Source organism: Acidimicrobiales bacterium, assembly GCA_040219515.1.
GTDB lineage: Bacteria > Actinomycetota > Acidimicrobiia > Acidimicrobiales > Aldehydirespiratoraceae > JAJRXC01.
Genome location: JAVJSI010000014.1, coordinates 361,282 through 384,882 on the forward strand (window position 1 = coordinate 361,282; position 23,601 = coordinate 384,882).

The following is a 23,601-nucleotide window of genomic DNA, read 5'->3' on the forward strand; positions in this document are numbered from 1 at the left end:
GGGCTGACCGGCTCTCGGCTCATCGAAGCGTTACCCGTTGGTCCACGAGCGAAACATCGCCGGTCTCGTTCTCCCGTCGCGTTTGCGGGTCGGTCATGACGGAAAACCCTGCCGAGCGTCCTCATGGCCATGAAGACTGAGACTTCGACTCGTGCGGCGCGGTTCCTCACGAAACGTCTTGTGTGCGCCTTGCCCCCGAGCGCATCTGGGTCACGTACCGCTGCGTGCCACGCCCCTCAGACTCTGGTGATCCTGAGGTCCGGCACCTGGGGGAAGTCGTCGTCCTGTGTGACGACGGCGACGTCGAGCGCGAGGGCGGTCGCCGCGATCCACGAGTCGTTGACCGGCATGCGTTGTCCGCTGTCACGCAGTTGGACCCGTAGGCGCGCCCACTCGCGGGCGACGGCATCGTCGACGGGAACAGGGTCGAGTCGCAGCGCAGCGGTGAGCGTGGTCAGCCGCCGGTCGCGAGTCTCCACGGACTCGGCGGCCAGCACGCCCGCCCGCAGTTCACCGATGGTGATGATCGACACGGCCAGTTCATCGGGCAGAGCCTCGACCCTCAGGGGCCGGCCGGTCTCTCGAGCGATGAACACCGAAGTGTCGGCCAGGCCGCGGCTCACGGGAGCGGGAGTTCATCGGTCATCTCGCCGGCGAGATCGGCAAGGTCATCGGTGAGGCCGGGATCGGCCTGGTGCTCCAGGATGGATGCGGCGAACTCGGCTCGTGCGAGCCAGCGCGGCCGGTGGCCGACGGGGGCCAACACCGCCTTGGGCCGTCCGTCCACAGTGATCGTGATCGTTTCGCCGGACTCGACACGGTCCAGCAGCGATCGTGTCGAGTTGCGGAGCTCCCGCGATGCGACGTCGGCCATGCGACAACTGTAGCAGATGTGCGACGCCTGGCACCGCGCCCGCTCCGTCTGGGTGCATCCGGGTCATGGATGTCGAGGCGCTCCGCGTCGGGCCATCGGGACTCGTCGCGGTTCGCGGCGCCGGGCAACAGGAGCATGGCACTCCCCTCGGGGACGGTTCGGCCCTGGAACTCGATGTCGTGGGCGACATGGCGCCCGACCTGAGGGGCCGGCGGTTCGAAGCGGAGGGTCTCCTCGATCGTCGCGGGGATCAGCGACCGGTCACTCACGATGCCGCACCGCGTCCGGAGATCAGGTTGACGTTGTCGCGCAACCCGCGTTCGACGTCGTCGAAACGACTCACTGCGAAGAAGTCGAACTCTTCGTTGTAGTCGAGCGGCGTCTCTTGTCGCAGCCGCTGGAAGACCGGGTACGGGTCGTGGTTGATGGCGATGTCGTAGGGGTCGTAGTCGACCGGGGACGTGGAGACGGCGGACAACAGGATCTCCTGGGATCGTGACGAGGCGCGATCATTTCGTTTCCCAGCGATCGCCGCCCGCCTCCGTCACCGGTGGTCACGCGGGAATGGCGTAGGCAACGACGTTGTCGTCGTAGCTGCGAAGCGTCGGGTTGAAGGTCCCGCCGCAGGTGACCAGGGCCACGATCGGGTCGCCGTCCTTGGCGAATATCCGGTCGACCGGCAACTCGTTCTTGGGGTACTGGCCGACATCGATGATCACGAAATCCTGCACGGAGCCATCGTCGTAGCCGATCGTGACCCCCGCGCCGACGTTCACGTCGTCGAGGTTGCGGAACACCCCGTCGGCGTCGTTGTAGGCGATGTGGGCGGCCAGAACCGCCGATCCCGCCCGGCCGGGGCTCGAACTCCATCGGTACCAGCCGACTTCCCTGGCGCCGGGGATCTCCATCTCGCCGTTGGGCTCGACCCCGACGTCACGCACCTCGGCACCCGTGACGCCGATGCTTCGGATGTCGACCGAGATCGGCTGCGGAACCGGCGTGGTGGCCAACGGATCGAACAGCAGGCTCCCGGCCGGCTGCACCAGGTCGGCCAGTGGCGAGACCTCGGGACCCGGCGTCGGCTCCGAGGTGGTCGTGGTCGGTGGAGCCGACGCCGACCCGGGGGCTACGGCATCCGCATCCTCGGCGACCGACGTCGTCGGCGCGGGCCCGCCCGACGCGGCACCGCCGCCGGCGCAGGACCCGACCAGAATGGCCAGGGCGAGCATGCCGGCGGCGGTGCGCAGGGTGTTCACCTGTGGGTCAGGCCTTGACCGTGGCGAGGCGGCGGGTGCCGATGCCGAGGCCGAGCAACGCGATGACCGCAACCGCGGTGATGGCCAGCGTGTTGACGCCGCTGTCGTCGACCGGGCTGTTGCCGGTGTTGACGACGGTGGGGCTGGAGCCGAGGCCGGCGATGCTCTGGGTCAGGACCGAGAGGCTGTCGGCATCGAGCGAACCGACGGCGTAGACGATGAGCGACTCGCCTTCGGTGATGGGCAGGTCGGCCGGGCCGATCACGACGGGTTCGGTGGCACCGGTGGGCACGACCTCAGCCGAGATGGTGCCGGCGGGGAGATCGGCCTGCGCCTCCTGGCCGTTGGTCACGTTGGTGAACGCGGCGTCGCCGTTGGCGAGGATGTCCACGGCCGGAGCGGCTGCGGTGTGCCGGACGACGAGGCGACCTTCACCGGCGGCGATCGCCGAAGTGTCGTTCTCGAAGACCGCTGCCGTCGGGTTGGCGTCGGCATCGAGGTGGGCGATGACAGTGAAGTTGCCGCTCGCGGGGACGTCGAAGTCGCCGAGGTCGATGGCGACCGTGTCGGTGCCGGCGAGGTTGACGGTCAGGCCGGCGAGGGTCTGACCGGCGAACGAGGAGAGGTCCTCCATGTCACCGAACGACAATCCCTCGATGACGGCGCTGCCGTCGACGACGACATCGACGTCGGTGTCGGGGATTCCGTGGGCCAGCATGATCGTGGCATCGTCCTGCGCGCCGGCCGGCGACGCAAGCATCATGGTGAACAGTGCAACCAGCACTGCGACGGACTTCTTCATGGTGAGCTCCGTTGGTCGGACCCACAACGGTGTTGGTGTGGGTTGTGGGTCCTACGGAACGCGATTGCGCCGCAGATGCACACCCGGGCGAAAGCACGGTCTGGGTCCAGGAGGCGGTGGGCGACGCCGTCCCCCTCGCCGGGCTCGCGTTGGTCTTGCCGACCGAGCCGGCGGCTGCGATCGTGGCCCATGCCCACCACGGTCGCCCAGTACTGCATCAACGTCACCGATCTCGAGCGGTCGGTCCGGTTCTACGAGGACCTCATCGGTCTGCCGGTGCAGACCCGCATCGAGACCGACGACTTCTCCGAGATCGTCCTCGCCGCCCACGACGGCGGCGGACGCCTCCAGCTCGCGTATCACCGCGACCAGGACGGGCCGATCGACCACGGCAACGCGCTCTGGAAGATCTACTTCAACGTCGAGGACGCAGAGGAAACCCACCGCCGCGTGGTCGAGGCGGGCTACGAGAGCGAGAGCGCGCCGAAGCAGCTCGACCGTTGGCCGGTCACCGTTGCCTTCGTGCGTGACCCCGACGGCTACCTGATCGAGCTGCTGCAACGACACGCCGACTGACGCGCCATCGGCGCCTCGGGCTCAGGTCAGCCAGGCCAGGAACTCGCGGGTGCGGGCCTGCTCTTCGGGTGTGCCGACCACGTTGGCGCACAGCTCGGTCATCCCGGCGTCGACATAGCGCGAGAGCTGCGCCGTCACCTCGACCTCGTCGCCGAGCACGACGAGGTCGACCGGGTCGGTCACCCCTTCGGCGGCGACCTTGCGGGCGTAGGACGGCATGGTGGCGACGCGATCCATCATCGGGGCCAGACGGTCCCGCGCGGCGGAGCCGTCGTCGCTGACGCAGACCGGGATGCCGACGATCACCCGCGGTGCGGGCCGAGACGCGTCGTCGGCGGCCCGACGCAGGGTCGGCACGATGTCACGCTCGAGCGCCACGGGGCCGGTCATCCAGGTGACCGTGCCGTCGGTGGCGCGGCCGGCGAGCTCGAGCATGCGGGGCCCGAGCGCGGCCAGCACGACGCTCGGCGCCGCCGCTTCGATCGGCGTCGTCAGTCGGGCCGTGACGTGATCGCCCTCGACGTCGCAGCGTCGCTCGTCCGACAGCAACCCGTCGACGGCCTCGATCACCTCGGCACACACGTCGACGATGCCGCGGTAGGGCACGCCGAACCATCCTTCGGACACCGCGGGGTGGGTGACGCCCAATCCCGCGGTGAGTCGACCCGCACCGATGGCGTCGGCGGTGGTCAGCGTCTGCAGCGCAAGTGGAATCGGGTGTCGTCCCTGGATCGGCACGACGGCCGTCCCGAGGCCGATGCCGGGTACCTCGCGGCCGGCAACCGCCAGCACCGTGAACGCGTCGAGCCCGTTCGTCTGGGGCAGCCACACCATCTCGAAGCCGCCGTCGGCCGCCGAGCGGACCCGCTCCACGGCCTGGGCCACCGACGTCGCGTCGCTGCCGGCGAACAGACCAACGGTGAAACGTCCCCTCATGGGCGGCAGGGTAGCCCCGCCGCGCCGTGTCGAGCTTCGGTCACCGGGTCGCTCGACCGCTCGCCCGTGGAGGCTGACCTGGGTAGCGTCGTGGTGTGCGAGCAACCCTCACGTTCTCCGAGCCGAGCCATGTCACGCCCGACGCCGAGCGTCCCGGACTTCTCCGGGCCGACTTCGCATCCGAGGACGGCACCGGCGACGAGCACGTGTGCGACGTCACCGACCTCTCGGCGCCCGGCGCGATCGAACCGGGCCTGGAGGCCGCGGGGTTCGAGACGATCGGCCTCGAGGCCAACACGGCACTCCAACGGGCGCTCGCCGATGTTCGTCGGCGTGACCGGCTGACGAGCGACGCCGAGGCGGCGATCCGACAGAGTCTCACCGGCACCGAGGTGGAGCTGGCGAACGGCACACGGCTTCGCATCGACCTGGTCGTCGACGACGGCTTGTTCTACCGTCGAGCCGGCCCCGGCTGGATCGACGTCAACCCGGGTGGGATCGTCGGCGCCAACGGGCACGGCGGCGCGAAGTACGTCCACGGCGACCAGGACGTCTACGGCACGCCGCTGCGTCAGCTGATGCACGACACCGCGCCGGACACGTTCCGCCACGTCACCCCGGACGGCCGTAACGACGACGCCGCCACCTTCCTGCTCAACCTCTGGATTCCGCTCCACGCGCCGGTGCAACCCCTCACCCTCATGGACGGGCGCACCCTCGACGCCGAGCGCCACCAGCTGCGTTTCGGGCTACCCGTCGACGGGTTCCTCGAGCGCGACGACGACGCCGCGATCAACGACATCTGGCGCTTCCTGTATCACGAGGACCAGCAGTGGTTCGTGCGGACCGACATGGATTCGCGTCAGGGTTACCTGTTCAACACCCTCGGCTCCGGGCACGGCGCCGCGTGTCTCGCCGGTGAGGAAGCGCTCGTTCCGCTCTTCCGCGCGTTGTCCGGGGCCGTGAGCGCAGTCGGGTCCGGCGATGGGGTCCCGGCGCCCGTCAACGTGTCGACGATCGAGCCCCCCGACGACGCGCCCGACGCGATCCGCCGGGGATGGACGCGACTGGCCGAGCAGGTCGACCGGGCGAACGCGCTGATCACCGGTGCCGGATCCGACGAGGCGTGGAACGAGTGGCGCACCGGCACCGTCGACGCGCTCGACGCCGTCGTCCGCCGCTCGGTCGAGCTCCGCCTCGTCGCCTCCGTGATCGAGGGGTAGCCCCGTCAGCTCGCGCCCGGTCTCGATCGGTGGTCAAGCGATCAGCCGGGCGCGACGATGCAATGTGTATGGGTCGTTTCTTCCTTCACCGCGTCCGTTGGGCTGCCGTCGTCTGCGCCCTGATGATCGTCACCTCCTGTGGAGACGATGACGACAGCCCCGCAGGCCCCGCCGGCGGCGCCGAAGAACCGGACTCGGGCGAGGCGGACTCGGCTGAAGCCGACTCGGGTGATGCCCCGTCGTCCTCTGCGGCGAGCGGCTCGGTCACCGTCGACGGCGTGACCTATGAGTTCACCGACGTCACCGAATGCGAGGTGGGTGGCGAGACCTGGGGACCCGAGTGGCGCAGCTTCATCGCCTTCGACGAAGGCGGACGGAACCATGTCAACATCACGCACGCCGCCGCTCCCGACGACTGGATGACGTCGTTCGACCTCGACGTCGGTCTGCAGAACGCCCGGACGCTCGACGAGGGGAATCCGGACCAGGGGTGGACCGCAGGGATGGGCGGGTCGGTGGCGGCCACTCTGACCGACACCGGCGCGCAGGGAACCGCCGAGGTCACCAACCTCGATGTCGTCGAGGGCGCGGTCGACGCCACTGCGAGCTGGTCGTTCTCCTGCTGAAGCCGGACCCGTCGTCGGGACCCGGTTGATCGACGCGTCTCAGAGGGGCACGGGGGCGAAGACGGCCTCGATCTCGACGATCTGGCCGCCGACCACCCGGAACCGCTCGGCGATCCGGACCGTCATCTCGTCGTCGGGACCGTCGCCGATGCGGGCCCGCAGATCGTAGAACACGGCGGCATCGGGGCCATCGACGAACCAGCGCTCGTCGGTGATGGCCTGCACCGTGTGCATGATCTCGGACTCGAGCGAGCGGCGGAGTTCGTCGCCATCGTCGGCGGTGACCTGTCCGTTCTCCACCCGCCAGAGGTCGGACGCGGCCGGCACGTCGGTGGCGTCGTGGCTGACGAGGGCGGCGACGTAGCGCTGAGCGGCGGCGAGGGTCTCGTCGCCGTCACCGGGTGCTGCTGGGTGACGTTCGGGTCTCGGCGGTCGTGGTTCGCCCAGCCGCGCCGTGTAGACGACCTCGATCTCCTCGATCATCCCGTCGCGCACGGTGAAGCGCTCGCCGATGTAGGCGGGGATGAGCGCGTCGCCGTCCATGTCCGCGTCGAGGTCGTAGAAGGTGACCGCGTGGTCGCCGTCGACGAGCCAGCGAAACCCGTGTGTGGTCACCTTCGGCTCGCGGCGGATGACGGCGCGCAGTTCGTCGGCGTTCTGCGCCATCACCTTGCCGTTGTTGATCCGCCGGACGTGGTCGGCGAGGGGCACGGAGTCGGCGTCGTGGCTGATCAGCGCATCGAGGTAGGTGGTGGCAGCGGCGACGATCGTCATGGCGCCATCCTCGCGCGGGTGGGCGACCCGCACGGCGTGGCTGGTCGAGAACGGCCGTTCGTCACACCACACGAGATTTCTCGTCGGAAGTGAATCCTTTCACCTTGCTCGGTCCGTAGAGGGAAACATGGAACCGATGTCGACCCCCCACGCTGCGGTCCGGCTGCTCGAAGAACTCGTCGCCGAACGCATCGACCCGCTCGTGTCGAAGACGGAGGTGTACGACCGACTGCTCGACCTCCGCAACTTGGTCACCGAGCTCCCGTCGATCACCGCGATCGTCGACGACCGCCTCCGCGCCGTCCCCGGGGCCACACTGGTGCCCGGCGCGTGGTGGCACGAAGAGCTGCGATCGTTGCGGATGCTCCTGGATGCAGCCTTCATCCCCGAATCCGCAGCGCAGATCACCGACTCGATCACCCCATACGACCGACCGCTCGAAGGAGCCCCCACATCATGAACACCATCGGCAAGCTGGCCCAGACCGTCGCCCCCCTCTGGATCCTCAACGTCTGGTTCAACCGGTTCAACAAGGACACCGGCTACCGCGGCGGCGACGCCAAGAACATGAAGGAGGAGTTCGCCGCCTACGGAATGTCGGAGACCACGATGTACGCCGTCGGCGCAGCGAAGGTCGGCCTGGCCGGACTGATGCTCGCCGGTCACGCCGAGCCGAAACTCACCCGACCGGCATCCATCGGGCTCGCTGCGTTCATGGCCGGCGCGATCGGCATGCACCTCAAGGTCGGCGACCCGGTCAAGCGCTATCTCCCGGCATTGACGGTCTTCACGCTCGCGACGACGTCGGCAATCCTCAACGGGGCGCCGTCGCAGCCGGAGTCGGCTACGAACTGAGGAAGAGACCGACGAGGACGGCATTGACCCCCGCGAGGATTGCGGCGGGAATCATGAGTCGGACCCTGTCGTGAAGCCGCAGGCGCACACGCAGTCCCAGCACCATGAGCGCCATGAGACCGGCCGCCCCCATCGCACCAAGGGGTGCAACGACGAGACCGAGCAGGACTGCCAGGCCGCCGAGCACTTCCATGGTGCCGACGAAGACCCGAAGCCTCCGCATGCCGTAGCGCTCGAACTCGTCGCGCAGTCGGACCCGGAAGAGGATGTCGGTCCCGTACTTCAGGAACGAGAGCCCCGAGACGAGTGCCAGGACCGTGAGAATCATTCGGGCGCACCCTACCGACGGAGATGACAGGCCGGGCAAGCGCATTCATCCAGGCCGTCACGACTGCGGACCCCGAGTCGGTTCCAGGAGGCCACCGGCGCTGGGCCCGGCGAACCCGAACCGGTCGCCCGGCCCCACACCGGAACGGGCGAGGGCCCCGACCACCCGTCGTGCAGCCGAGTCCGTGGACGTGGCAGGACCGTCAGCCGACGGGCGCGAAGATTCGGATCTCGACCGCACCCGTGTTGCCCCCCGACGACGAATCCACCTCGAAGCGCACCATCTGACCGGTGACGGTCCCGTCGGACAGTGGCACGAAGCGGCTCGTGCGGACGGTGGCGGCGTCGAACGGTCCGAACGTCTCGTCGTCCACCATCACCGTGAACATCGAGGTGGTGGCACTGTCGTCGGCCATCGTGCGGGTGACGAACTCCACGCCGGCGATCTCGTGGGTATCGCCCAGGTCGAACTCGATGAACGCCTCATCGCCGTCGCCCTCGGTGGACCACTCGGTCGACAGGTCTCCGTCGATCGCGGCCTCGGCGGCGAAGGACTCGCCGAACTCGGAGCTGACATCGACGACGGTGGCGTCGAGCGAGAGGTTGCGGCCCTCGGTTCGCGGGTCGGTCGTCGTCGGCGCGACATCGGTCGGAGGACCTCCTTCCTCGGACAGCGAGAAGGTGTCGGAGCCGACGTCGAACACCGCCGAGCCGGTCTCGGGGATCGTGACCGAGAGCAGCTCCGATCGGTACAACGTCCCCTCGGCGTCGGCGCCCTGAACGGTGAAGAAGTACTCCTCGCCGGCCTGCGCGCCGGGGAGCACCACATCGTGTTGCTCGATCCCGGTGCCGTCCATCGTCAGCGAGTTGTTCTGATTGCCCAGCGACTCCGTGGACCCCCAGGTGATCGAACAGATCATGGGGATCGTGGTGGTCACGTGGAAGAGGGCTCGGGACGGATCGTCGGGGTCGACTTCGAAGACCATCTCGGAACTCTGCACGTCGGTGAACGGGCGCACCGCGGTGTCGGTCGAGCCGTCCCCGTCGCTGCCGGAACACGCGGCCGCCAGCACGGCGATGATCGTCACCAGCGCCACCCGCATGCGCCACCCGGGCCCAATGACAACCACGTCTGCCTTTTGATCACCCATGGAAACGGGAACCCGGCTACCCGGGCGCTTGTTCCCCCCGCCGGGCCGGCGATCCCTCCAGCGCTGCGTCGAGGTTGCGGTGGAAGTGGATGATGGCGTTCTCGAAGTGACCGAACGTGAAGTGCTCGTTCGCTCCGCTCGTCATCGAGCGCTGCACGCCCTCGGCCAGCGCGCGGTCCTCCGGTGCGCCGGTCTGGGTCACGAAATTGGCATCGCGCTTGGCCGTCTCGGTCGCGGCCTCCGCGCCGCCGGTTTGCGCAAGGGAGTAGGAGATGTTGCGAGTCCGCCCCGGAGCGATCGGCTCGAACACCACCAGGATCGTGTGACGTGACAAGACGGTGACCAGCGCGTTGGGGAACAGGTGGTACACGTAGGTGACGCGACCGCCGATGTCGCGGTCCGCCGTCGGGATCTCGGCCAACTTCTCGATGCGGCGGAAAGGAAAGGTCACGCGGCTGTTCGGCCCGCAATGCTCCACCACGTTCAGGTTGTCGTACCCGTACGGAAAGAAGGTCTCGGGATGGCCGAAGCGGATGTGGTAACCCTCGATCGCCCCCTCGACCTGAATCTTCCAGTTGACGTCCACTTCCGTGTCGTTCGACTTGAGGAGGTCGAGGTCGGCCGAGCTCAGATCGGGTACGCCGTCACCCGGGTCGCGTTGGACGTGGTCCCCCTCCTGCGTGACGAAGACGATCCCGGATCGTTCCTGGGCAATCACCGGGAGGAGCCCATGGGCCTCCTTGTCGAGGTCCGGGAAGCCACGCTCGTGCTGGACAAGTCGCAGCTGCCCGTCGAGCGCGTAGGTCCACCCGTGAAAAGGGCAGACGAACCCCTTTGCGCAACCCATGCCCGTGGCGAGTTCGGCGCCTCGGTGACGGCAGGCGTTGCGGAACGCGCGGACGACCCCGTCCCTCCCTCGCACTGCGACGATCGGGACTCCGGCTGCCTGGCGCGCCACGTAGTCGCCGGGCTCACGGAGTGCGGCCGAGGGACAGAAGGGCACGGGCAGCCGGCGGAGGACAGCGAGCTCTCGGCGGAAGCGTTCCTCGCTGCGGTAGTTCTCCACCGGTTCGCGCCACACCTCATCGCCCTCGTCGGTGGTCCCGTCGCGCACATGCGACAGGATGCGTTCAACGACATCTCGGTCATCCATGAAACTCTCTGCCACCGACTCACTGTTTCAGATCTCCGGAGACGCGCCAAGAGAACGGGACTGTCACACGCGCGGTGCACCGGTCTGGCCGGAAGCACTCCGACTCCATATCGCGCCCGACGGCCGACTCGGTGTCCATGCAGCTGTGGGCCGGTTGTGCTGGTGTGGCACCGAAACCCTGCTTTGGGGTGCCGCATGGTTCGTGTCGCGACGGTCGATGAGCTGACGGGCGACGATGTCCGCGCGATCGCCGGGGGTATCGCTGCGGCGGTGACGCCCAGTGACACACTCGACTCGGTGCAGGTGAGCCTTCTGGAGGAATTGGTCGTCTCCCTGTTCGGGTGCGAGGTGGATCTGACGTCGGTTGAACGCCTCGACCCAGAACGGCTCGCCACAGTCCTCGCGCCTCGCCCCGCCGCGCTCCGGCATCGGATCGTGCATCTCATGGTGCTGGGCGAACTGATCCTGCGTCCGATTCCGCCGGTCGTCGCCCGTCGTGTCTCGGACTACGCCGACGCGCTCGGGGTCGACGACAAGTTCGTGCGGGTGGCCCGTCGCTACGCCCAGGGTGCGTTCGGCCTGGCGTGGCTCGATCTGCATCAGAGCGGGTTTGCCGAGCACTGGGAGTCGGCTCGCCGTGACCAGCTCAAGACCGACATCCGCCTGCCGGACCAGATCTCGCCCGGAGTCGAGGACCCGGCTCTGGCCGAAGCCTGGGCGGTCTTGGAACACCTCGACGTCGGCACACTCGGGCGCAGCGTCTGGGACATGTACCACGGTCGCGGCTTCTCGATTCCCGGGTCGCCGGGGGGCGCGTCGGCGTACCTCGCCCAGCACGACTTCGTCCACGTGCTCGCCGACTACGGCACCAATCTCAACGGCGAGATCGAGGTTTTCTCGCTGATCGGATTCGCCGACCCCGATCCGAAAGGGTTCGCTTGGCTCACCACGCTCATCGGCCTCTTCGAGACCGGGTATGTGGCCGACGCCGGGTTCTTCTCCGGTGACCTCAAGGAGAAGCGGCTCGACAGCAAGGAGATGCACGTCCGTCTGTCCGACGCCCTCTCGCGAGGCAACGCCATTCGCGAGGCGCTCGGTACCGACCTTCTCGATGTGGACTTCCATGAGTTGGCGGAGCGGCCGGTGGACGAGGTTCGCGAGGTGTTGTCGTTCCCTCCGAAATCGGACCGAGCGGTTTCGAGCGGCAGTGTGGGCGCGTTCGACCTCACGGGCATGTCCGTGATCCAACAGGCGTACGCCGCCTCGCTCGGCTCGAGCGAATGACCGCATACCAACGGAGATCCCGATGAAGTTCAGCCAGGCAATACGGGTTCGAGCCGCCGACGCCGATGAGCTGGTCGAGTTGCTGGCCGATTGGGATCGTGGACAGGCGGCGGACGAGGTCATGGGCTATATCGGCACGCGGCTACTTGCCGACCGCGACAATCCTGGCAGCTACATGATCCTCGCGGAGTTCGCAGAGGTCGACGGCGACCTCACCGCTGCGGAGGAAGCCGAGATGAACAATCGGCGCGAACAGACCGAGGCGTGGGCCCGCAGGCTCCGCCAACTCGTTGAGGGAGAGCCCGAGTGGGTCCACTACGACGAGCTCTACCGGACCGGCCTCACGGGCGACCTGCGCACTGGGTGATGCCGGTTGGGCCTCTTCGCGGTGCCTGCCGACTCGACGACGGTGCAACACGCGGACTGGTGCGTCGACGATCCCTGCGTAGGTCTCGATGATGCTCACGATGCCGGTGCTTGGACGACATCCGGTCATCATCACAGACGCGGCCGGTCGCCGAGGACTGTCGACAACCGGCGGAACCACAAATGGCTGCCGATGCGGCAAGACTGCCGACACGAGTGACTCCTGGGACGAGACTGACGATCGCAATGACTCGCCGATCTGCCCCGCGTGCGGCGTGAGCGCATTGCGGCCCGAGGCCCCCGGCAGCAGGACCGACACCGACGGCGCGTCGTTGTCGGCAATGCTTGACCGATGAGCACGACCGACGACAAGGCTGATTCCGGCCGAGGACTGCACCATCCACTGACCTGGCTCGAGTTGATCGCGTCGAATCTCCGGCGGCTCGTGATCTTTCTCTTCGGGATCACGGTGCTCGGTGCCGGATTGGCGATGTTGGTGCTGCCCGGCCCCGGCCTGATCGTCGCCATCCTCGGTCTGGCGATCCTGGCCACCGAGTTCGCGTGGGCCGAGCGCACTCTCGATCGAGCGAAGGAACGCACCAAGAAGGTCACCGACCAGATCGACGACAGCCGGTCAGCGCGTGGGCTGCTCCTGCTCTCGGCCGTGGCGTTGGTCGGTGGCGGGCTCGTTGCTGCGCTCTTCAGCGAGAGCGACGGGCTCGGATTGTCGGCGATCGTTGCCGGCACCTGCGCCATGGCCGTGCTCGTCCCCCGGGTGCGCAGGTGGATCCTGACCTGAGTCGCCGCGGCGACGTGGAACCGACCAGCCGGACGCACTCGTCATTCGTGATTGATCTGTCGCCGAAGTGGGTAGGAGCACTTCGACACACGGCAACGCCGTTGCGGCGCAAGGAGTCTCGTATGGCTGACGAAACGACAAACGAACGCTCGATTCGAGCGCGACAGACGATTCGTATCGTCGTCTGGCTGCTGTTCGTAGGGGTGCTGGTGATCGCTGCGGCGATCAACACACAAGAGGTGGACGTCGACTGGGTGGTCGGCCAGGCGGACATGCCCCTCTGGGTCGTGATCGCTCTCTCTGCACTCGCCGGTTCGGTCATCGGCTACGTGGCCCGCTGGAGGCGTGATTGAGATGGACTCATCGAGAACACGATCAACCCGCACGATCGGCTGGCTCGCAACCGCCGTCTCCGTGCTACTCGTCTTCGGCTGTAGCGACGACACCGCCGATTCCGTCGAGGACGACGTTCGATCCGTCGTGACCGAAGCGGCCGACGCCGTCGACGAGGCGAGTGAAGACGCGGTGGAGGTGGCGACCCGGAACTTCGTGACCGAACAGGCCGAAGACGAGTTCGACGAAGCCGGGCACGAGATCGATGGTGAACTCTCCTGCACTGCCGATGTCACCAGCGGCCTGACCACGGTGGACGTCTCGTGCACGGGGACGACCGTCGACGGGGCGAGTGCCGACCTCACGGGCACGACGTCGGAACTGCCGGGCATCTCGTTGACCGAAGTCGAAGGAGACTTCGTCGGGACGGTCGATGGCGCCGAGGTGTTCCAGACGGATCGGCTCGGCGACTGAAGCGGGCCGATCCAACCGGCGCGGCGCCGAGCCGCGCAAGTCATTGACCACGGCGGAGGACCGATCAGGGCCGCGTCAGCGGTCGTAGACCGACGGCAGGGCGTCGGCCGGTCGGGGCTCGGGAAAGCGGGCGACCACCTCGGCCCGATGGTCCGGGTCGTCGAAGTGGGATGCATCGGCCCCGAGACGCTCGCAGACGTCGTCGAGGGAGAGTGGCCGGTCATGAAGGCGACGCCGGTGTGCGTCGTTGTCGTACACGTCCGCTTTCCACAGCACGCTCACCCTGATCTCGGCGAGGGGTGCCCGGAAGACTTCCTCGCCGAGGTCGGTGACCGCCCAGTCGGCTCCGGCGTCGCCGATCGGCGCGAGTTGGGCACCGGGTGAGACCAGCGGTGTCCCCGATCCGTCATCGACTGCGCAGACCTGGTGGAACATGCCGTGGTTGTCGCCCAGCAACGCGGTGTTGGTCATCTCACCGCCGTGCTCGATCGCAGGATGATCCGGACCGTCGGGCCAATAGCGCAAGGCACCACCGGCGACGTCGTTGAGCCACCAGATCGCCGTCACCTGGGGGACTGCCTCGTCGTCGAAGAGCCCCGACCAGAACATCGTGCGCAGCACCCACATCGGTGTGTTGGCCCGGCTGCGGCCGGCGAAGCGGGGATTGTCGGTATGACACGGCCCCGCCTTGTCGATCGCCATCATGTGGTTGACGTACACACTGTGGGGTTCGACGAGCTCGGCGTCGAAGAACGTCCTCGTCGCCTCGAGGTAGGTCGGATGGTGGAGAAAGAGCTCGGCGCCGGGCGCCGCGTAGGTGTCATGGACCCAGTCGTTCTGGAACCACATCGGTCGAGTCCTGGCCGTGGGATCCGCACCCGGGTTGTACCAGCCGCCCAAGGGTGTGTAGGGCGCCTCCCGGGCGAGGAGATCGACGACCGCTTCGGTGTCGGCGATGACGTCGGTCAGCAGGATCGGCGGCGGCGAGATGTGTGGCATGGTCGTTCGATTCCTCCGGATCAGACGGCGCGCGACTCTGATTCGTCTACCCTTCGGTGGGTTCGGGGGCGACGTCGACCGCGAGCACCGAGCCCTCGACCATGGCTGTCTCGGGTTCCGGTGTCTGACTCATGACGGTGCCGGGCTCAGTGTCCTCGGGCACGTCGGTGGCCTCCCGTTCGATCAGCTCCCAACCGGCGTCGTCGGCGGCGTCGCGAGCGTCCTCGACGGTGCCGTCCACGAGATCGGGTGCCGGCACGACGTCGTCGACGACGGTGTCGAGTTGGGCCTGGAGGTCGTCTCGCTCGGCGGTGACGCTCGCGAGGTCGGTCTGGAGTTGCTCGATCTCTTCGCTCAGTTCGGTGCTGTCGCCGTCGGTCGACGCGAGCTGGGTGGTGAGTTCGTCGACCTGGGCGGCGAGCTGGTCGCGCTCCGCGGTGAGGGCATCGACCTGGGCCGCGAGTTCCCCGGAGTCGTCGACCGGGCTGGTGTCGTCGGTCTCGGTGGGCACGGCATCGTCGGTGCCTCCCTCGTCATCATCGCCACCGAAGATGAGCGCGCCAGCGAGGAAGCCGATGATGGCGACGAGCACGGCGACGGTCACGACGATGCCCGTCGACAGACCCGATCGCGACGGACGGGGTGGTTGTCCGGGCGGTCGAGCGCCGGGTTGACCCTGCGGCGTGGGCGCGCCGGACGGAAGCGTCGTGTCCGGCGTGGGTGGTGTCGGCGCGGGGCCGGTGACGGGCATCGCCGTGGTCGGATCGGTGGGGCGGGGCCCGTCCGATGGGGGCAGATTGCTCATGAATCGATCGTACTGCCCGAGCCGAGGTCGGTGGGGCGCGTCGGTCGACGGGGTAGTCGGCGAAGACGACGCTGATCCCGTGACTCGACGACGCTCAGTTGGGCACGTTCCACGACTCACGGGCGGCGGGCCTGCGGATCGGACACAATTGACTGCACGACTCCGACGGAGTCGTGAGGCCACCGTCGAGAGGGGTTGCGATGGGCAGCATGGTACGGAGACCGGTGTTCCGGCTCGTGGTGACGGCCGTGGCTGTTCTGGCGGGGCTCACGGGATGCGGCGACGACGCGTCCCCCGCGCTGGGCGACCTCCCGACGGAGCCCGAGAATGCCTCGAACGACGACGCCACGGCGACCGGCGACCAGGGGTCAGACCCTGGCGCGAATGCCGTCTCGGGGGCGGATACCGACGACGCGGAGTTGATCGTCGCTGTGGCCGGCACGGAGTACGTGGTCGACGCCGATGTCGGCGGCTATTGCGAGATCGACGACGCGACGGCGACCGGCTCGCAGGTCTCGGCCGGTGGCTTCGACGCCGACTCGGGGACGCGGGTCGAACTCTCGCTCCGGTATCAGATCGGCGAGACCACGCCGTCCGGAGAGGATGAGTACTACGGAGGCCTCTTCGTCGCGTCCAGCCCGGTCGAGTGGACGACGTCGTCGAACGAGCCGTGGCCCTTCGAGGTCGCCGATCCGATCTCCTCGACGCTCACCATGGAGGACGATGACGGTCAACTCGTCGAGGTGGTGTTCGAGATCGACTGCTCGTGATCTCCGAGAACCGGCCGGCCGCCGTCGTCGATTTCGTCCCCGATCCGGACCTCTATCCCTTCACGTCTCGGTGGTTCGAGAGTTCGGTCGGGCCCGTCCACTATGTCGACGAGGGTCACGGGCCCACCGTGCTGCTCCTGCACGGCAACCCCGACTGGAGCTTTCTGTATCGCAAGATCATCGCCGAACTCGGCCCCGATGTTCGCTGCGTCGCGCCTGACTATCCGGGCTTCGGGCTCTCGGTCCACCCCGAGGACTACGGCTACACCGCGGCCGAGCACGCCGACGTGATCGCGGAACTCGTATCCCACCTCGACCTGAGCGACATGGTGATCATGGGCCAGGACTGGGGTGGCCCGATCGGAATGGATCTGGCCTCCCGAGACCCCCATCGGGTGCGGGGACTGGTGATGGGCAACACCTGGTTCTGGCCCGCCGACGAGCGCATCCCGAGGATCTTCAGTCGCATGATGGGCCTCGCGCCGGTTCAGTGGCTCATCCGCACGCGCAACATCTTCGTGACGGTGGTGATGAAGCGCTCGCTGCAGGTCCGACTGAGCGACGCAGAGTTCGCCCACTACACCGACGTCGTCCCCACCCCCGAATCACGCGAAGGCATCGCCGTGTTCCCTCGACAGATCCTCGATGCGGGGGAGTGGCTCGGCGCGCTCGCCCAACGGGTGACGAACCTTCGCGACACCCCTGCCGCGCTCGTCTTCGGGAAGAAGGATCCGGCCCTGGCGAGTGATGCGACGATACGGCGCTGGCGCGACACGTTCCCCAACGCGACGTGTGTCGAACTGCCCGACGCCGGCCACTACATCCAGGAGGACGCCCCTGGCGCCTGCGTGACCGCGATCCGCGAGGTGCTCGACCGGAGATCCCCGTTCTGACGAGACATCGTTTCCCCGGCGCCGACCACGCCCGGTATCCACCACAACCCGACCTCGAGGCGGTTTCGCGCCGAGCGGGTGGTGCTGGTCGACATCGCCACGCCCTTCGCCGGCCATGGGTCAACTACGTCGACTGGGTGCCTCCCGACGGCAGAGGCCACCGAGAGATCGCCGACACGGTGCTCGCGGTGGCGCACGCCGACGCGTAGGTGCCGGGACCGACCCGCTGCGGATGATCCGCGGTCAGAAGGGGACGATCGTGGCGAGCAGCCCGGTGGCTTCGCCCCGACCAGCGAGCAGAGAGCAGAAATCCACGGCATCGAGGGTGATCTGTTCGCCACCCGTGCCTGAGCGGAACGTGCCGCCGGCGGGGCCGGTGAGTTCGAGGTCGAACGGCCCACGATGGCGGCGGTGCCATTCGGCCACCACATCGGCCACGATCCGCCCGTCGTGGTCGGCCGTGAGGACGAGCTCCGCACCCGTGGCCCGAGCGGTGTCGACCCGGTGCATCCAGAGGTCGCGCAGGTAGATGAGATCGATCAGATAGCCGAGCGACCACTTCTCGACCACCGGCGCGTCGACGGCGATCTTCATGGCTCGCATCGGCCGAGGCGTGCGGGCGCGACCCTTCACGGTTCTCGGCGCGATCTGATCGAGCCTCTCGACCAGCTCGAGCGGCGTGAGGTGTTCACGTTCGCTGACCTGGGTGGCCGACAGGCCCTCCTCGAGCGGCACACCGTTGTCCTTGCGCCGCTTCCGTCCTCGACGCATCTGGTGCATGTTCTCCCGCATCGAGGCCCCGGCCTCACATGCACCGAGCACGTGGAGCCACATCCGGCGAACGTCCCAGTCGGGGCAGACGGTCTGCTTGCGCCACTGTTCGGGGTCGAGTCCCCGCAACAGCTGGAGCGCTCGAGCGAGCTCGACCTCCTGGAGTTGCATCGCCTCGGCGTGGTCGATCGTCGGAATGTCGTCGACATCGGTGATCTGGGTGGTGGTCATGATTGCTCGCTTTCTGCGGTCGCAACCGCGCTGACGTGGGCCCTGAACATGTCGACGGCGCGGTCGACGAGCTGTTCCCAGCGGTCGCCGCCAGGGTCGTTGGCGATCTGCTGGCCGGCGAGTCCCGTGACCAGCGCCGTCCAGAGATCGAACGTCGCCTGGTCGGTGATCCCCGCCGTCGACAGGCTCTCCCGGCTCCGCTCGTAGGCGTCGAGCGCAATCGCCCAGCTCTCCGGCGATGGTTCGAATCCGGGCACGGTTCGCTGGAACAGCAGCTGGTAGCGGGCCGGGTCGCCGGTGCAGAACGCCACGAACTCCCGGGCGACGTGCTTCATGAGCGCGTCGGGATCTCGGTTGCCGGCCGCTTCGGCACTGGTCGTCTCGACCAGGTCGGCGAAGGCGACGTAGCCCTCCAGGAACATGGCGTCGTAGATCTCGTGCTTCGAGGAGAAGTACGAGTAGAGCGACTGGGCCCGCATCCCGACCTTGGCGCCGAGATCGCGCATCGCCAGCCCGGTCAGTCCTTCTTCGCGGGCCAGCTCCCACGCGGCGGCGATGATCTCGGCCTTCGTCTCCTGACGGCGTAAGGACTGCCTGTCATTGTTCGACCTGCCTGACATAGTTCGGAGAATGACGCGTGATCCCCTGATTGTCAAGCCACGGCACGGAGGGACCGAGCGACGTCGAGCTCAGCTCAGCGTCGCCAGGAACTCACGGGTGCGGGTGCGCTCCTCGGGTGTGCCGACCACTGGGCAAGGAGGTCGTTCGGTTGACCGGCATGCTCGCCGATGCCGCAGCGCCCCTGGTCAGTCGAGCTCGACGGAAAGCCCGGCGAGGATGTCGGCCGCGGCAGCGGCGCCGGCGTCGGCATCCATTTGCTCCTCGAGCTCCGCCGCGCTGTCGGCCAGGCCACCGGCAGACATGAAGTCAGGGGAGACCTGCACGGTGATCAGGTTGGTGCCGTCGTGGGTGATGGCCCGGTAGGAGTTGGCGGTGGCCTGTCCGTCGTCCTGATCGACGAAGCTGCGGAAGTAGATGGCCAGGACGGTCCGTCCGGCCAGCTCGACCGGGCCGATCTCCTCGACGAGGTCGGGATTGTCGATGTGGATTCTGGGCAGGAGGCTGCGGGCGTTCTCCCGGCGCTGCTCGTCGATCTCGGCGGACAGGTCGCTGCAGCTGAACGGGTCGCACGCCTGGAAGGTGACGAACGCGGACAACGCCACCGGCCCGGCGGGCGCGTCCTCGAGATACTGCACGGTGGCGTTGCCGAACTCGGAGACGCTGCCGTTCTGCAACGTGTAGCCGTCGACCTCGAGAGTCACCAGTCGTTCGAGGTCGGCGTCGGTCCACGCCGCACCCGCGCCGTCGCTGGTCTCGCCATCGCCCGCCGGCTCGACCCCGTCGCCGGTTGACGCGGCGTCGCCGGTGTCATCGTCGCCGCCGCACGCACCGAGTGCGAAGCCGCCGAGGACGATCATCGCGACGAGCCAGGTGAACGGGTACTTCGTCTGCTTGTCTGCCATCGGAGAAAGGTAGTTCGCACGGCCGTGGCATCGGCCGATGATGGAGGCCGACAACGCGGAGAGCGACCGGACGCGAGTTCGGGAGGTCGCCCAGCTCGTGTCGGCTACCCTGAATGATCGCCTGCACGACGTCCCTCTGCATCCTCTGGCTCCGTCAGGACTTCGTCTCCTGGTCGGGAGCCCCGCGGAGCTGATTCGTCGTGACGGCCTCCGCCATCCGACTGGACCAGGTCACGAAACGGTTCGACGGCAGCGACACCGACGCGGTGTCGGGGCTGAGCCTCGACATCCCGGCAGGGTCCATCATTGCGCTCATCGGTCCTTCCGGGTGTGGCAAGACGACGACCCTGCGCATGATCAACCGTCTCACCGAGCCGACTTCGGGCCGTCTCGAGATCAACGGCCGCGATGTGCTCGACCAGCCGATCACCGAACTACGGCGCGGCATCGGCTACGTGATCCAGCAGGTCGGCCTGTTCCCCCATCGCACGATCGGGCAGAACATCGGCACCGTGCCCCGCACGCTCGGCTGGGAGAAGGGCCGTACCGCCGAACGGGTGGCCGAGCTGGCGGAGCTGGTGGGTCTCGAGCCCGAGATGATCGACCGGTACCCCGACGAGTTGTCCGGTGGTCAGCAGCAACGCGTTGGTGTGGCCCGGGCGCTGGCCGCCGACCCACCGGTGCTGCTGATGGACGAGCCGTTCGGCGCGGTCGACCCGATCGTGCGGGGCCGGCTACAGGACGAGCTGCTCACGCTGCAGGAGAAGGTCCGCAAGACGATCGTGTTCGTGACCCACGACATCGAGGAGGCGTTGCGGCTCGGCGATCGCATCGTCCTGCTGAACGTCGGCGGCGTCCTCGAGCAGTACGCGACGGCCGACGAACTCCTCCGGGCCCCGGCCAACGAGTTCGTCGAGCAGTTCGTGGGCGAGGACCGGGGCATGAAGCGCCTGGCCCTGCGAACCGTGGCCGACCTCCCGTTCGTCCAGGGTCCTGTCGTCGACATCGGCGCGGGCACGACCGACGCGCTCGCGGCGGCCGATGCCGAGGGCGTCGACTGGGTCGGCGTGGTGCGCGACGGCGTGTTCGCCGGTTGGGTCCGGCGAGCTGACGTCGCCGACGGCACGGCGCTCGCCGATGCATCGATGCGGCAACCGGCCGCACAGGTGACGCCCGACAGCACGCTCAAGAGTGCGATGGAGCTGATCATCACCTCGAAGACGTCGGTGGCGGTGGTGAACGACGATGGCCGTTTCGGTGGCGTCGTCACGATCGAGTCGATCCGCAGGAGTCTCGAGGAGGACCTCGATCGATGACCATGCTCGGCCAGGCCGCCAACCCGATCATCCGCTGGGAGTGGACCGTCGAGGAGTGGGACCAGATCCGCGAGGCGCTCGTGCAGCACCTCGAATTGACGGTGCTGTCGGTGGCTCTCGGCTGTGCGGTGGCGGCCGTGATGTCGGCGGTTGCGCTGCGGTTCCGGTTCACGGCCACGCCCATCACCGGGTTCGCCGGGTTCCTCTACACGATCCCCAGCGTGGCGCTGTTCGGTCTCCTCGTGCCCTACTTCGGCCTCAGCCGCACGACCGCAGTTCTGCCGCTGGCCGCCTTCACACTGCTGATCCTCGTCACCAACACGATCGCCGGCTTCGACTCGGTGCCGGCCTCGGTGCGTGACGCAGCCGACGGGATGGGACTCACACCGTTTCGTCGGGTCCTCGAGGTCGAACTGCCGCTGGCGCTGCCCTACATCATCGCCGGGCTGCGCATCGCTGTCGTGTCGACCGTCGGTCTCGTCACCGTCGCCGCCATCATCGGTCAGGGTGGCCTCGGCCGGCTGATCCTCGACGGGCTGCGCCGCACCTTCTGGACGCCGATGACCGTCGGCGCATCGCTCTCCGTCGCGCTGGCGCTCGTGCTCGACGGCGGCATCTACCTCTTCGGGCGCCTGGTGGCCCCGTGGTCGAGGCGGGTGCGGGCATCATGATGGCGACCCTGCTCGGTCAGGCGGCCGTCCCCCGTGACATCGGGCTGGGCGAGTTCCTCTTCGGTGCGGAGTACTGGACCGGTGACGGCGGCATCCTCACCTCGCTCCTCGACACGGTGGTGCTGTGCGCCGTCGTCGTGTTCGTCGCGACCCTCGTCGCCGTACCCATCGCGACGCTGCTGGCCCACGCGGGCCGAGGCGAGCTGTTGACCACATGGATGGTCACGTTCAGCCGGGCCATCCCCACCTTCGCCATCGCCGGCCTGCTCGTCCCGATCTCGTTGCGCCGGGGGTGGGGCTTCGAGCCCTGGCCCATCTTCATCGCCCTCCTCCTGCTCGCCGTGCCGCCCATCTATCTCAACACCTACACGGCCGTGAAGGACGTCGACGACGGGGTTGTCGACGCGGCCCGGGGCATGGGTTTCAGCGAGCCACAGGTCATCTTCCGAGTCGATCTGGCCCTCGCCGCCGCCGTCGTTTTCGCCGGTATCCGGGTGGCCGCCGTGCAGGTGGTGGCCACCGAGCCGATCCGCGCGTTCCTCGGTGGCGACGGCCTGGGTCGCTACGTGCGGGACGGACTCGGCCAGAACAACGACAACCTGCTGCTCGGCGGCGCGATACTGGTCGCCCTACTCGCAGCTCTCACCGGCGCACTGTTCGGCGTCATCGAACGGGTCGCACTCCCTCGTGGTGTGCGCCGCGTCGTCCGTGCCCAGACGAACTGAAGATCGCAAACAGAAAGCATCACCATGAGCAAGAAAACCCGACTGATACTGATTGCGCTCCTTGCGCTCTTCGGCCTCCTTGCCGCCTCGTGTGGCGACGATGACGACGCGACCGAACCGGACGCCGACGCTGACGCCGACACCGACACCGATGCGGATGCCGACGCGGACGCGGACGCGGACGCCGATGCGGACGCGGATGCGGATGCCGAGACGCCCGAGGGGCCGACCATTCGCGTGCGCGGGCAGGACTTCTCCGAATCGGTGACGATCGCCGAGGTCTACGGCCAGTACCTGTCGGCCAAGGGCTACGACGTCGAGATCCTGACCCCGGCGGGCTTCCGCACCGAGGCGATCGACGGCATCAGCAACGGCGACCTCGACCTGATCATCGACTACATCGGCGGTGCGCTCACCGCGCTGGCTCCCGACGAGGGTTCGTCCAGCGACCCCGACGAGATCGTGGCGATCATCAGCGAGAAGTACGAAGAGATCGGCGCGACCCTGCTCGACTACTCGCCGGCCGTCGATGGTGATGCCCTCGTCGTTCGTGGCGACTACGACGCAACCACGATCTCCGACCTGAGCGGCCTCGGTGCCGACTTCGGTGCGTCGGCAGCCTGCTACGAGCGTCCGCAGTGCTTCCTCGGCTACACCGACCCCGACGTCTACGGCATCGAGTTCGGCGAGACGACGACCATCGAGTTCGGTCCGCTGCTCGGCGAGGCGCTTGCCGCCGAAGAGGTCGACGCGGTCGTCTGGAACACCACTGCGCCGCAGATCGGCGAGCAGGGCTTCAAGGTCCTCGAGGACGACATGGGCCTGCACCCGGCGCAGAACATCGCGCCGATCATCGTCACCTCGGTGCTCGACGCCTACGGCGACGGTCTGGCGGCCGATCTCAACGCCCTGAGCGCGGCCATCACCACCGACGATCTGGTGGCGTGGAACATCGAGACCGACATCGAGTTCCGCGAGTCCGACGACGTCGCCGCCGAGTGGCTCGAGGCAAAGGGCCTGATCTGATCGGCGGCCACTGATCACGTCGTGCCCCCCGGGTCCCTCGCGCTCGATTCGTCGCGAGGGAC

Annotated in this window: 31 protein-coding genes; 16 read left to right on the forward strand and 15 right to left on the reverse strand. The window is 67.9% G+C overall.

The window, feature by feature from the left end:
• Positions 1-236: 236 nt before the first annotated feature.
• The 5 genes from RIB98_15075 to RIB98_15095 form a co-directional block, all read right to left on the reverse strand.
• The gene (locus RIB98_15075) at positions 237-623 is read right to left on the reverse strand and encodes a type II toxin-antitoxin system VapC family toxin (protein MEQ8842305.1); all 387 of its coding nucleotides are present in this window, start codon (positions 621-623) and stop codon (positions 237-239) included.
• Positions 620-874 carry a type II toxin-antitoxin system prevent-host-death family antitoxin gene (locus RIB98_15080; GenBank protein ID MEQ8842306.1) on the reverse strand — a complete coding sequence of 85 codons (255 nt, stop codon included), beginning with the start codon at positions 872-874 and terminating at the stop codon, positions 620-622. The genes RIB98_15075 and RIB98_15080 overlap by 4 nt, the downstream gene beginning before the upstream one ends.
• Before the next feature lie 265 nt (positions 875-1,139).
• Positions 1,140-1,352: a hypothetical protein gene (locus RIB98_15085; protein ID MEQ8842307.1), complete on the reverse strand. Its 213-nt coding sequence runs from the start codon at positions 1,350-1,352 to the stop codon at positions 1,140-1,142.
• Between the two features lie 76 nt (positions 1,353-1,428).
• Positions 1,429-2,130, reverse strand: coding sequence for a class F sortase (locus RIB98_15090; GenBank protein MEQ8842308.1), 702 nt, complete (start codon positions 2,128-2,130; stop codon positions 1,429-1,431).
• A 7-nt stretch (positions 2,131-2,137) separates the two neighbouring features.
• Positions 2,138-2,932, reverse strand: coding sequence for a DUF4397 domain-containing protein (locus RIB98_15095; protein MEQ8842309.1), 795 nt, complete (start codon positions 2,930-2,932; stop codon positions 2,138-2,140).
• A gap of 189 nt (positions 2,933-3,121) precedes the next feature.
• Between RIB98_15095 and RIB98_15100 the strand changes: the two genes are divergently transcribed.
• Positions 3,122-3,508 carry a VOC family protein gene (locus RIB98_15100; GenBank protein ID MEQ8842310.1) on the forward strand — a complete coding sequence of 129 codons (387 nt, stop codon included), beginning with the start codon at positions 3,122-3,124 and terminating at the stop codon, positions 3,506-3,508.
• Positions 3,509-3,529: 21 nt separating this feature from the next.
• Here the strand turns inward: RIB98_15100 and RIB98_15105 are convergent, their stop codons facing one another.
• The gene (locus tag RIB98_15105; protein ID MEQ8842311.1) at positions 3,530-4,444 is read right to left on the reverse strand and encodes a TIGR03564 family F420-dependent LLM class oxidoreductase; all 915 of its coding nucleotides are present in this window, start codon (positions 4,442-4,444) and stop codon (positions 3,530-3,532) included.
• 95 nt (positions 4,445-4,539) lie between these two features.
• Here RIB98_15105 and RIB98_15110 point away from each other — a divergent pair, with 95 nt between their 5' ends.
• Positions 4,540-5,667 carry a hypothetical protein gene (locus tag RIB98_15110; GenBank protein MEQ8842312.1) on the forward strand — a complete coding sequence of 376 codons (1,128 nt, stop codon included), beginning with the start codon at positions 4,540-4,542 and terminating at the stop codon, positions 5,665-5,667.
• 68 nt (positions 5,668-5,735) lie between these two features.
• Positions 5,736-6,293, forward strand: coding sequence for a hypothetical protein (locus tag RIB98_15115; GenBank protein ID MEQ8842313.1), 558 nt, complete (start codon positions 5,736-5,738; stop codon positions 6,291-6,293).
• 39 nt (positions 6,294-6,332) lie between these two features.
• On the opposite strand, the gene RIB98_15120 is transcribed toward RIB98_15115, so the two are convergent.
• On the reverse strand, positions 6,333-7,067 hold the full coding sequence (locus tag RIB98_15120) for a hypothetical protein (protein MEQ8842314.1): 735 nt from the start codon (positions 7,065-7,067) through the stop codon (positions 6,333-6,335).
• A 136-nt stretch (positions 7,068-7,203) separates the two neighbouring features.
• On the opposite strand from RIB98_15120, the gene RIB98_15125 reads away from it, so the two are divergent.
• Together RIB98_15125 and RIB98_15130 are read left to right on the forward strand one after the other, a co-directional pair.
• Positions 7,204-7,527, forward strand: coding sequence for a hypothetical protein (locus RIB98_15125; GenBank protein ID MEQ8842315.1), 324 nt, complete (start codon positions 7,204-7,206; stop codon positions 7,525-7,527).
• Positions 7,524-7,922, forward strand: a complete 399-nt coding sequence (locus RIB98_15130) for a DoxX family protein (GenBank protein ID MEQ8842316.1) — start codon at positions 7,524-7,526, stop codon at positions 7,920-7,922. Before RIB98_15125 ends, RIB98_15130 begins: the two co-directional genes overlap by 4 nt.
• Here RIB98_15130 and RIB98_15135 read toward each other — a convergent pair.
• The 3 genes from RIB98_15135 to RIB98_15145 all read right to left on the reverse strand — a co-directional run bounded on the left by RIB98_15135 (position 7,912) and on the right by RIB98_15145 (position 10,553).
• On the reverse strand, positions 7,912-8,250 hold the full coding sequence (locus RIB98_15135) for a DoxX family protein (GenBank protein MEQ8842317.1): 339 nt from the start codon (positions 8,248-8,250) through the stop codon (positions 7,912-7,914). The genes RIB98_15130 and RIB98_15135 overlap by 11 nt on opposite strands.
• A 202-nt stretch (positions 8,251-8,452) precedes the next feature.
• Positions 8,453-9,337 carry a discoidin domain-containing protein gene (locus RIB98_15140; GenBank protein ID MEQ8842318.1) on the reverse strand — a complete coding sequence of 295 codons (885 nt, stop codon included), beginning with the start codon at positions 9,335-9,337 and terminating at the stop codon, positions 8,453-8,455.
• Between the two features lie 79 nt (positions 9,338-9,416).
• Complete coding sequence (locus RIB98_15145; GenBank protein ID MEQ8842319.1) at positions 9,417-10,553, reverse strand: SRPBCC family protein; 1,137 nt, start codon at positions 10,551-10,553, stop codon at positions 9,417-9,419.
• A gap of 195 nt (positions 10,554-10,748) precedes the next feature.
• Between RIB98_15145 and RIB98_15150 the strand changes: the two genes are divergently transcribed.
• From RIB98_15150 to RIB98_15170, 5 genes are all read left to right on the forward strand, one after another.
• Positions 10,749-11,837 (forward strand): hypothetical protein, encoded by a 1,089-nt coding sequence (locus RIB98_15150; GenBank protein ID MEQ8842320.1) that lies wholly within the window; start codon positions 10,749-10,751, stop codon positions 11,835-11,837.
• 22 nt (positions 11,838-11,859) lie between these two features.
• Complete coding sequence (locus RIB98_15155; protein MEQ8842321.1) at positions 11,860-12,204, forward strand: hypothetical protein; 345 nt, start codon at positions 11,860-11,862, stop codon at positions 12,202-12,204.
• Positions 12,205-12,555: 351 nt separating this feature from the next.
• Positions 12,556-13,002, forward strand: a complete 447-nt coding sequence (locus RIB98_15160) for a PGPGW domain-containing protein (GenBank protein MEQ8842322.1) — start codon at positions 12,556-12,558, stop codon at positions 13,000-13,002.
• Complete coding sequence (locus tag RIB98_15165; GenBank protein ID MEQ8842323.1) at positions 12,987-13,355, forward strand: LapA family protein; 369 nt, start codon at positions 12,987-12,989, stop codon at positions 13,353-13,355. The genes RIB98_15160 and RIB98_15165 overlap by 16 nt, the downstream gene beginning before the upstream one ends.
• 1 nt (position 13,356) lies before the next feature.
• Positions 13,357-13,809, forward strand: a complete 453-nt coding sequence (locus RIB98_15170; protein MEQ8842324.1) for a hypothetical protein — start codon at positions 13,357-13,359, stop codon at positions 13,807-13,809.
• 75 nt (positions 13,810-13,884) lie between these two features.
• Here RIB98_15170 and RIB98_15175 read toward each other — a convergent pair whose 3' ends face one another.
• Together RIB98_15175 and RIB98_15180 are read right to left on the reverse strand one after the other, a co-directional pair.
• Positions 13,885-14,808: a hypothetical protein gene (locus RIB98_15175; protein ID MEQ8842325.1), complete on the reverse strand. Its 924-nt coding sequence runs from the start codon at positions 14,806-14,808 to the stop codon at positions 13,885-13,887.
• Between the two features lie 46 nt (positions 14,809-14,854).
• Positions 14,855-15,613 carry a PASTA domain-containing protein gene (locus RIB98_15180; GenBank protein ID MEQ8842326.1) on the reverse strand — a complete coding sequence of 253 codons (759 nt, stop codon included), beginning with the start codon at positions 15,611-15,613 and terminating at the stop codon, positions 14,855-14,857.
• A gap of 248 nt (positions 15,614-15,861) precedes the next feature.
• Between RIB98_15180 and RIB98_15185 the strand changes: the two genes are divergently transcribed.
• Together RIB98_15185 and RIB98_15190 are read left to right on the forward strand one after the other, a co-directional pair.
• Positions 15,862-16,383: a hypothetical protein gene (locus RIB98_15185; GenBank protein MEQ8842327.1), complete on the forward strand. Its 522-nt coding sequence runs from the start codon at positions 15,862-15,864 to the stop codon at positions 16,381-16,383.
• On the forward strand, positions 16,380-17,276 hold the full coding sequence (locus tag RIB98_15190) for an alpha/beta fold hydrolase (GenBank protein ID MEQ8842328.1): 897 nt from the start codon (positions 16,380-16,382) through the stop codon (positions 17,274-17,276). Before RIB98_15185 ends, RIB98_15190 begins: the two co-directional genes overlap by 4 nt.
• 243 nt (positions 17,277-17,519) lie before the next feature.
• On the opposite strand, the gene RIB98_15195 is transcribed toward RIB98_15190, so the two are convergent.
• The 3 genes from RIB98_15195 to RIB98_15205 form a co-directional block, all read right to left on the reverse strand.
• Positions 17,520-18,278: a maleylpyruvate isomerase family mycothiol-dependent enzyme gene (locus RIB98_15195; protein ID MEQ8842329.1), complete on the reverse strand. Its 759-nt coding sequence runs from the start codon at positions 18,276-18,278 to the stop codon at positions 17,520-17,522.
• Positions 18,275-18,898 (reverse strand): TetR/AcrR family transcriptional regulator, encoded by a 624-nt coding sequence (locus tag RIB98_15200; protein ID MEQ8842330.1) that lies wholly within the window; start codon positions 18,896-18,898, stop codon positions 18,275-18,277. The genes RIB98_15195 and RIB98_15200 overlap by 4 nt, the downstream gene beginning before the upstream one ends.
• Before the next feature lie 186 nt (positions 18,899-19,084).
• Complete coding sequence (locus RIB98_15205) at positions 19,085-19,801, reverse strand: hypothetical protein (GenBank protein MEQ8842331.1); 717 nt, start codon at positions 19,799-19,801, stop codon at positions 19,085-19,087.
• Between the two features lie 200 nt (positions 19,802-20,001).
• Between RIB98_15205 and RIB98_15210 the strand changes: the two genes are divergently transcribed.
• The 4 genes from RIB98_15210 to RIB98_15225 are packed head-to-tail and all read left to right on the forward strand — an operon-like array spanning position 20,002 to position 23,539.
• Positions 20,002-21,117 (forward strand): betaine/proline/choline family ABC transporter ATP-binding protein, encoded by a 1,116-nt coding sequence (locus RIB98_15210; protein ID MEQ8842332.1) that lies wholly within the window; start codon positions 20,002-20,004, stop codon positions 21,115-21,117.
• The gene (locus RIB98_15215) at positions 21,114-21,788 is read left to right on the forward strand and encodes an ABC transporter permease (protein ID MEQ8842333.1); all 675 of its coding nucleotides are present in this window, start codon (positions 21,114-21,116) and stop codon (positions 21,786-21,788) included. The genes RIB98_15210 and RIB98_15215 overlap by 4 nt, the downstream gene beginning before the upstream one ends.
• Positions 21,761-22,513, forward strand: a complete 753-nt coding sequence (locus tag RIB98_15220) for an ABC transporter permease subunit (protein MEQ8842334.1) — start codon at positions 21,761-21,763, stop codon at positions 22,511-22,513. The genes RIB98_15215 and RIB98_15220 overlap by 28 nt, the downstream gene beginning before the upstream one ends.
• A gap of 24 nt (positions 22,514-22,537) precedes the next feature.
• Complete coding sequence (locus tag RIB98_15225; protein ID MEQ8842335.1) at positions 22,538-23,539, forward strand: glycine betaine ABC transporter substrate-binding protein; 1,002 nt, start codon at positions 22,538-22,540, stop codon at positions 23,537-23,539.
• Positions 23,540-23,601: the final 62 nt, after the last annotated feature.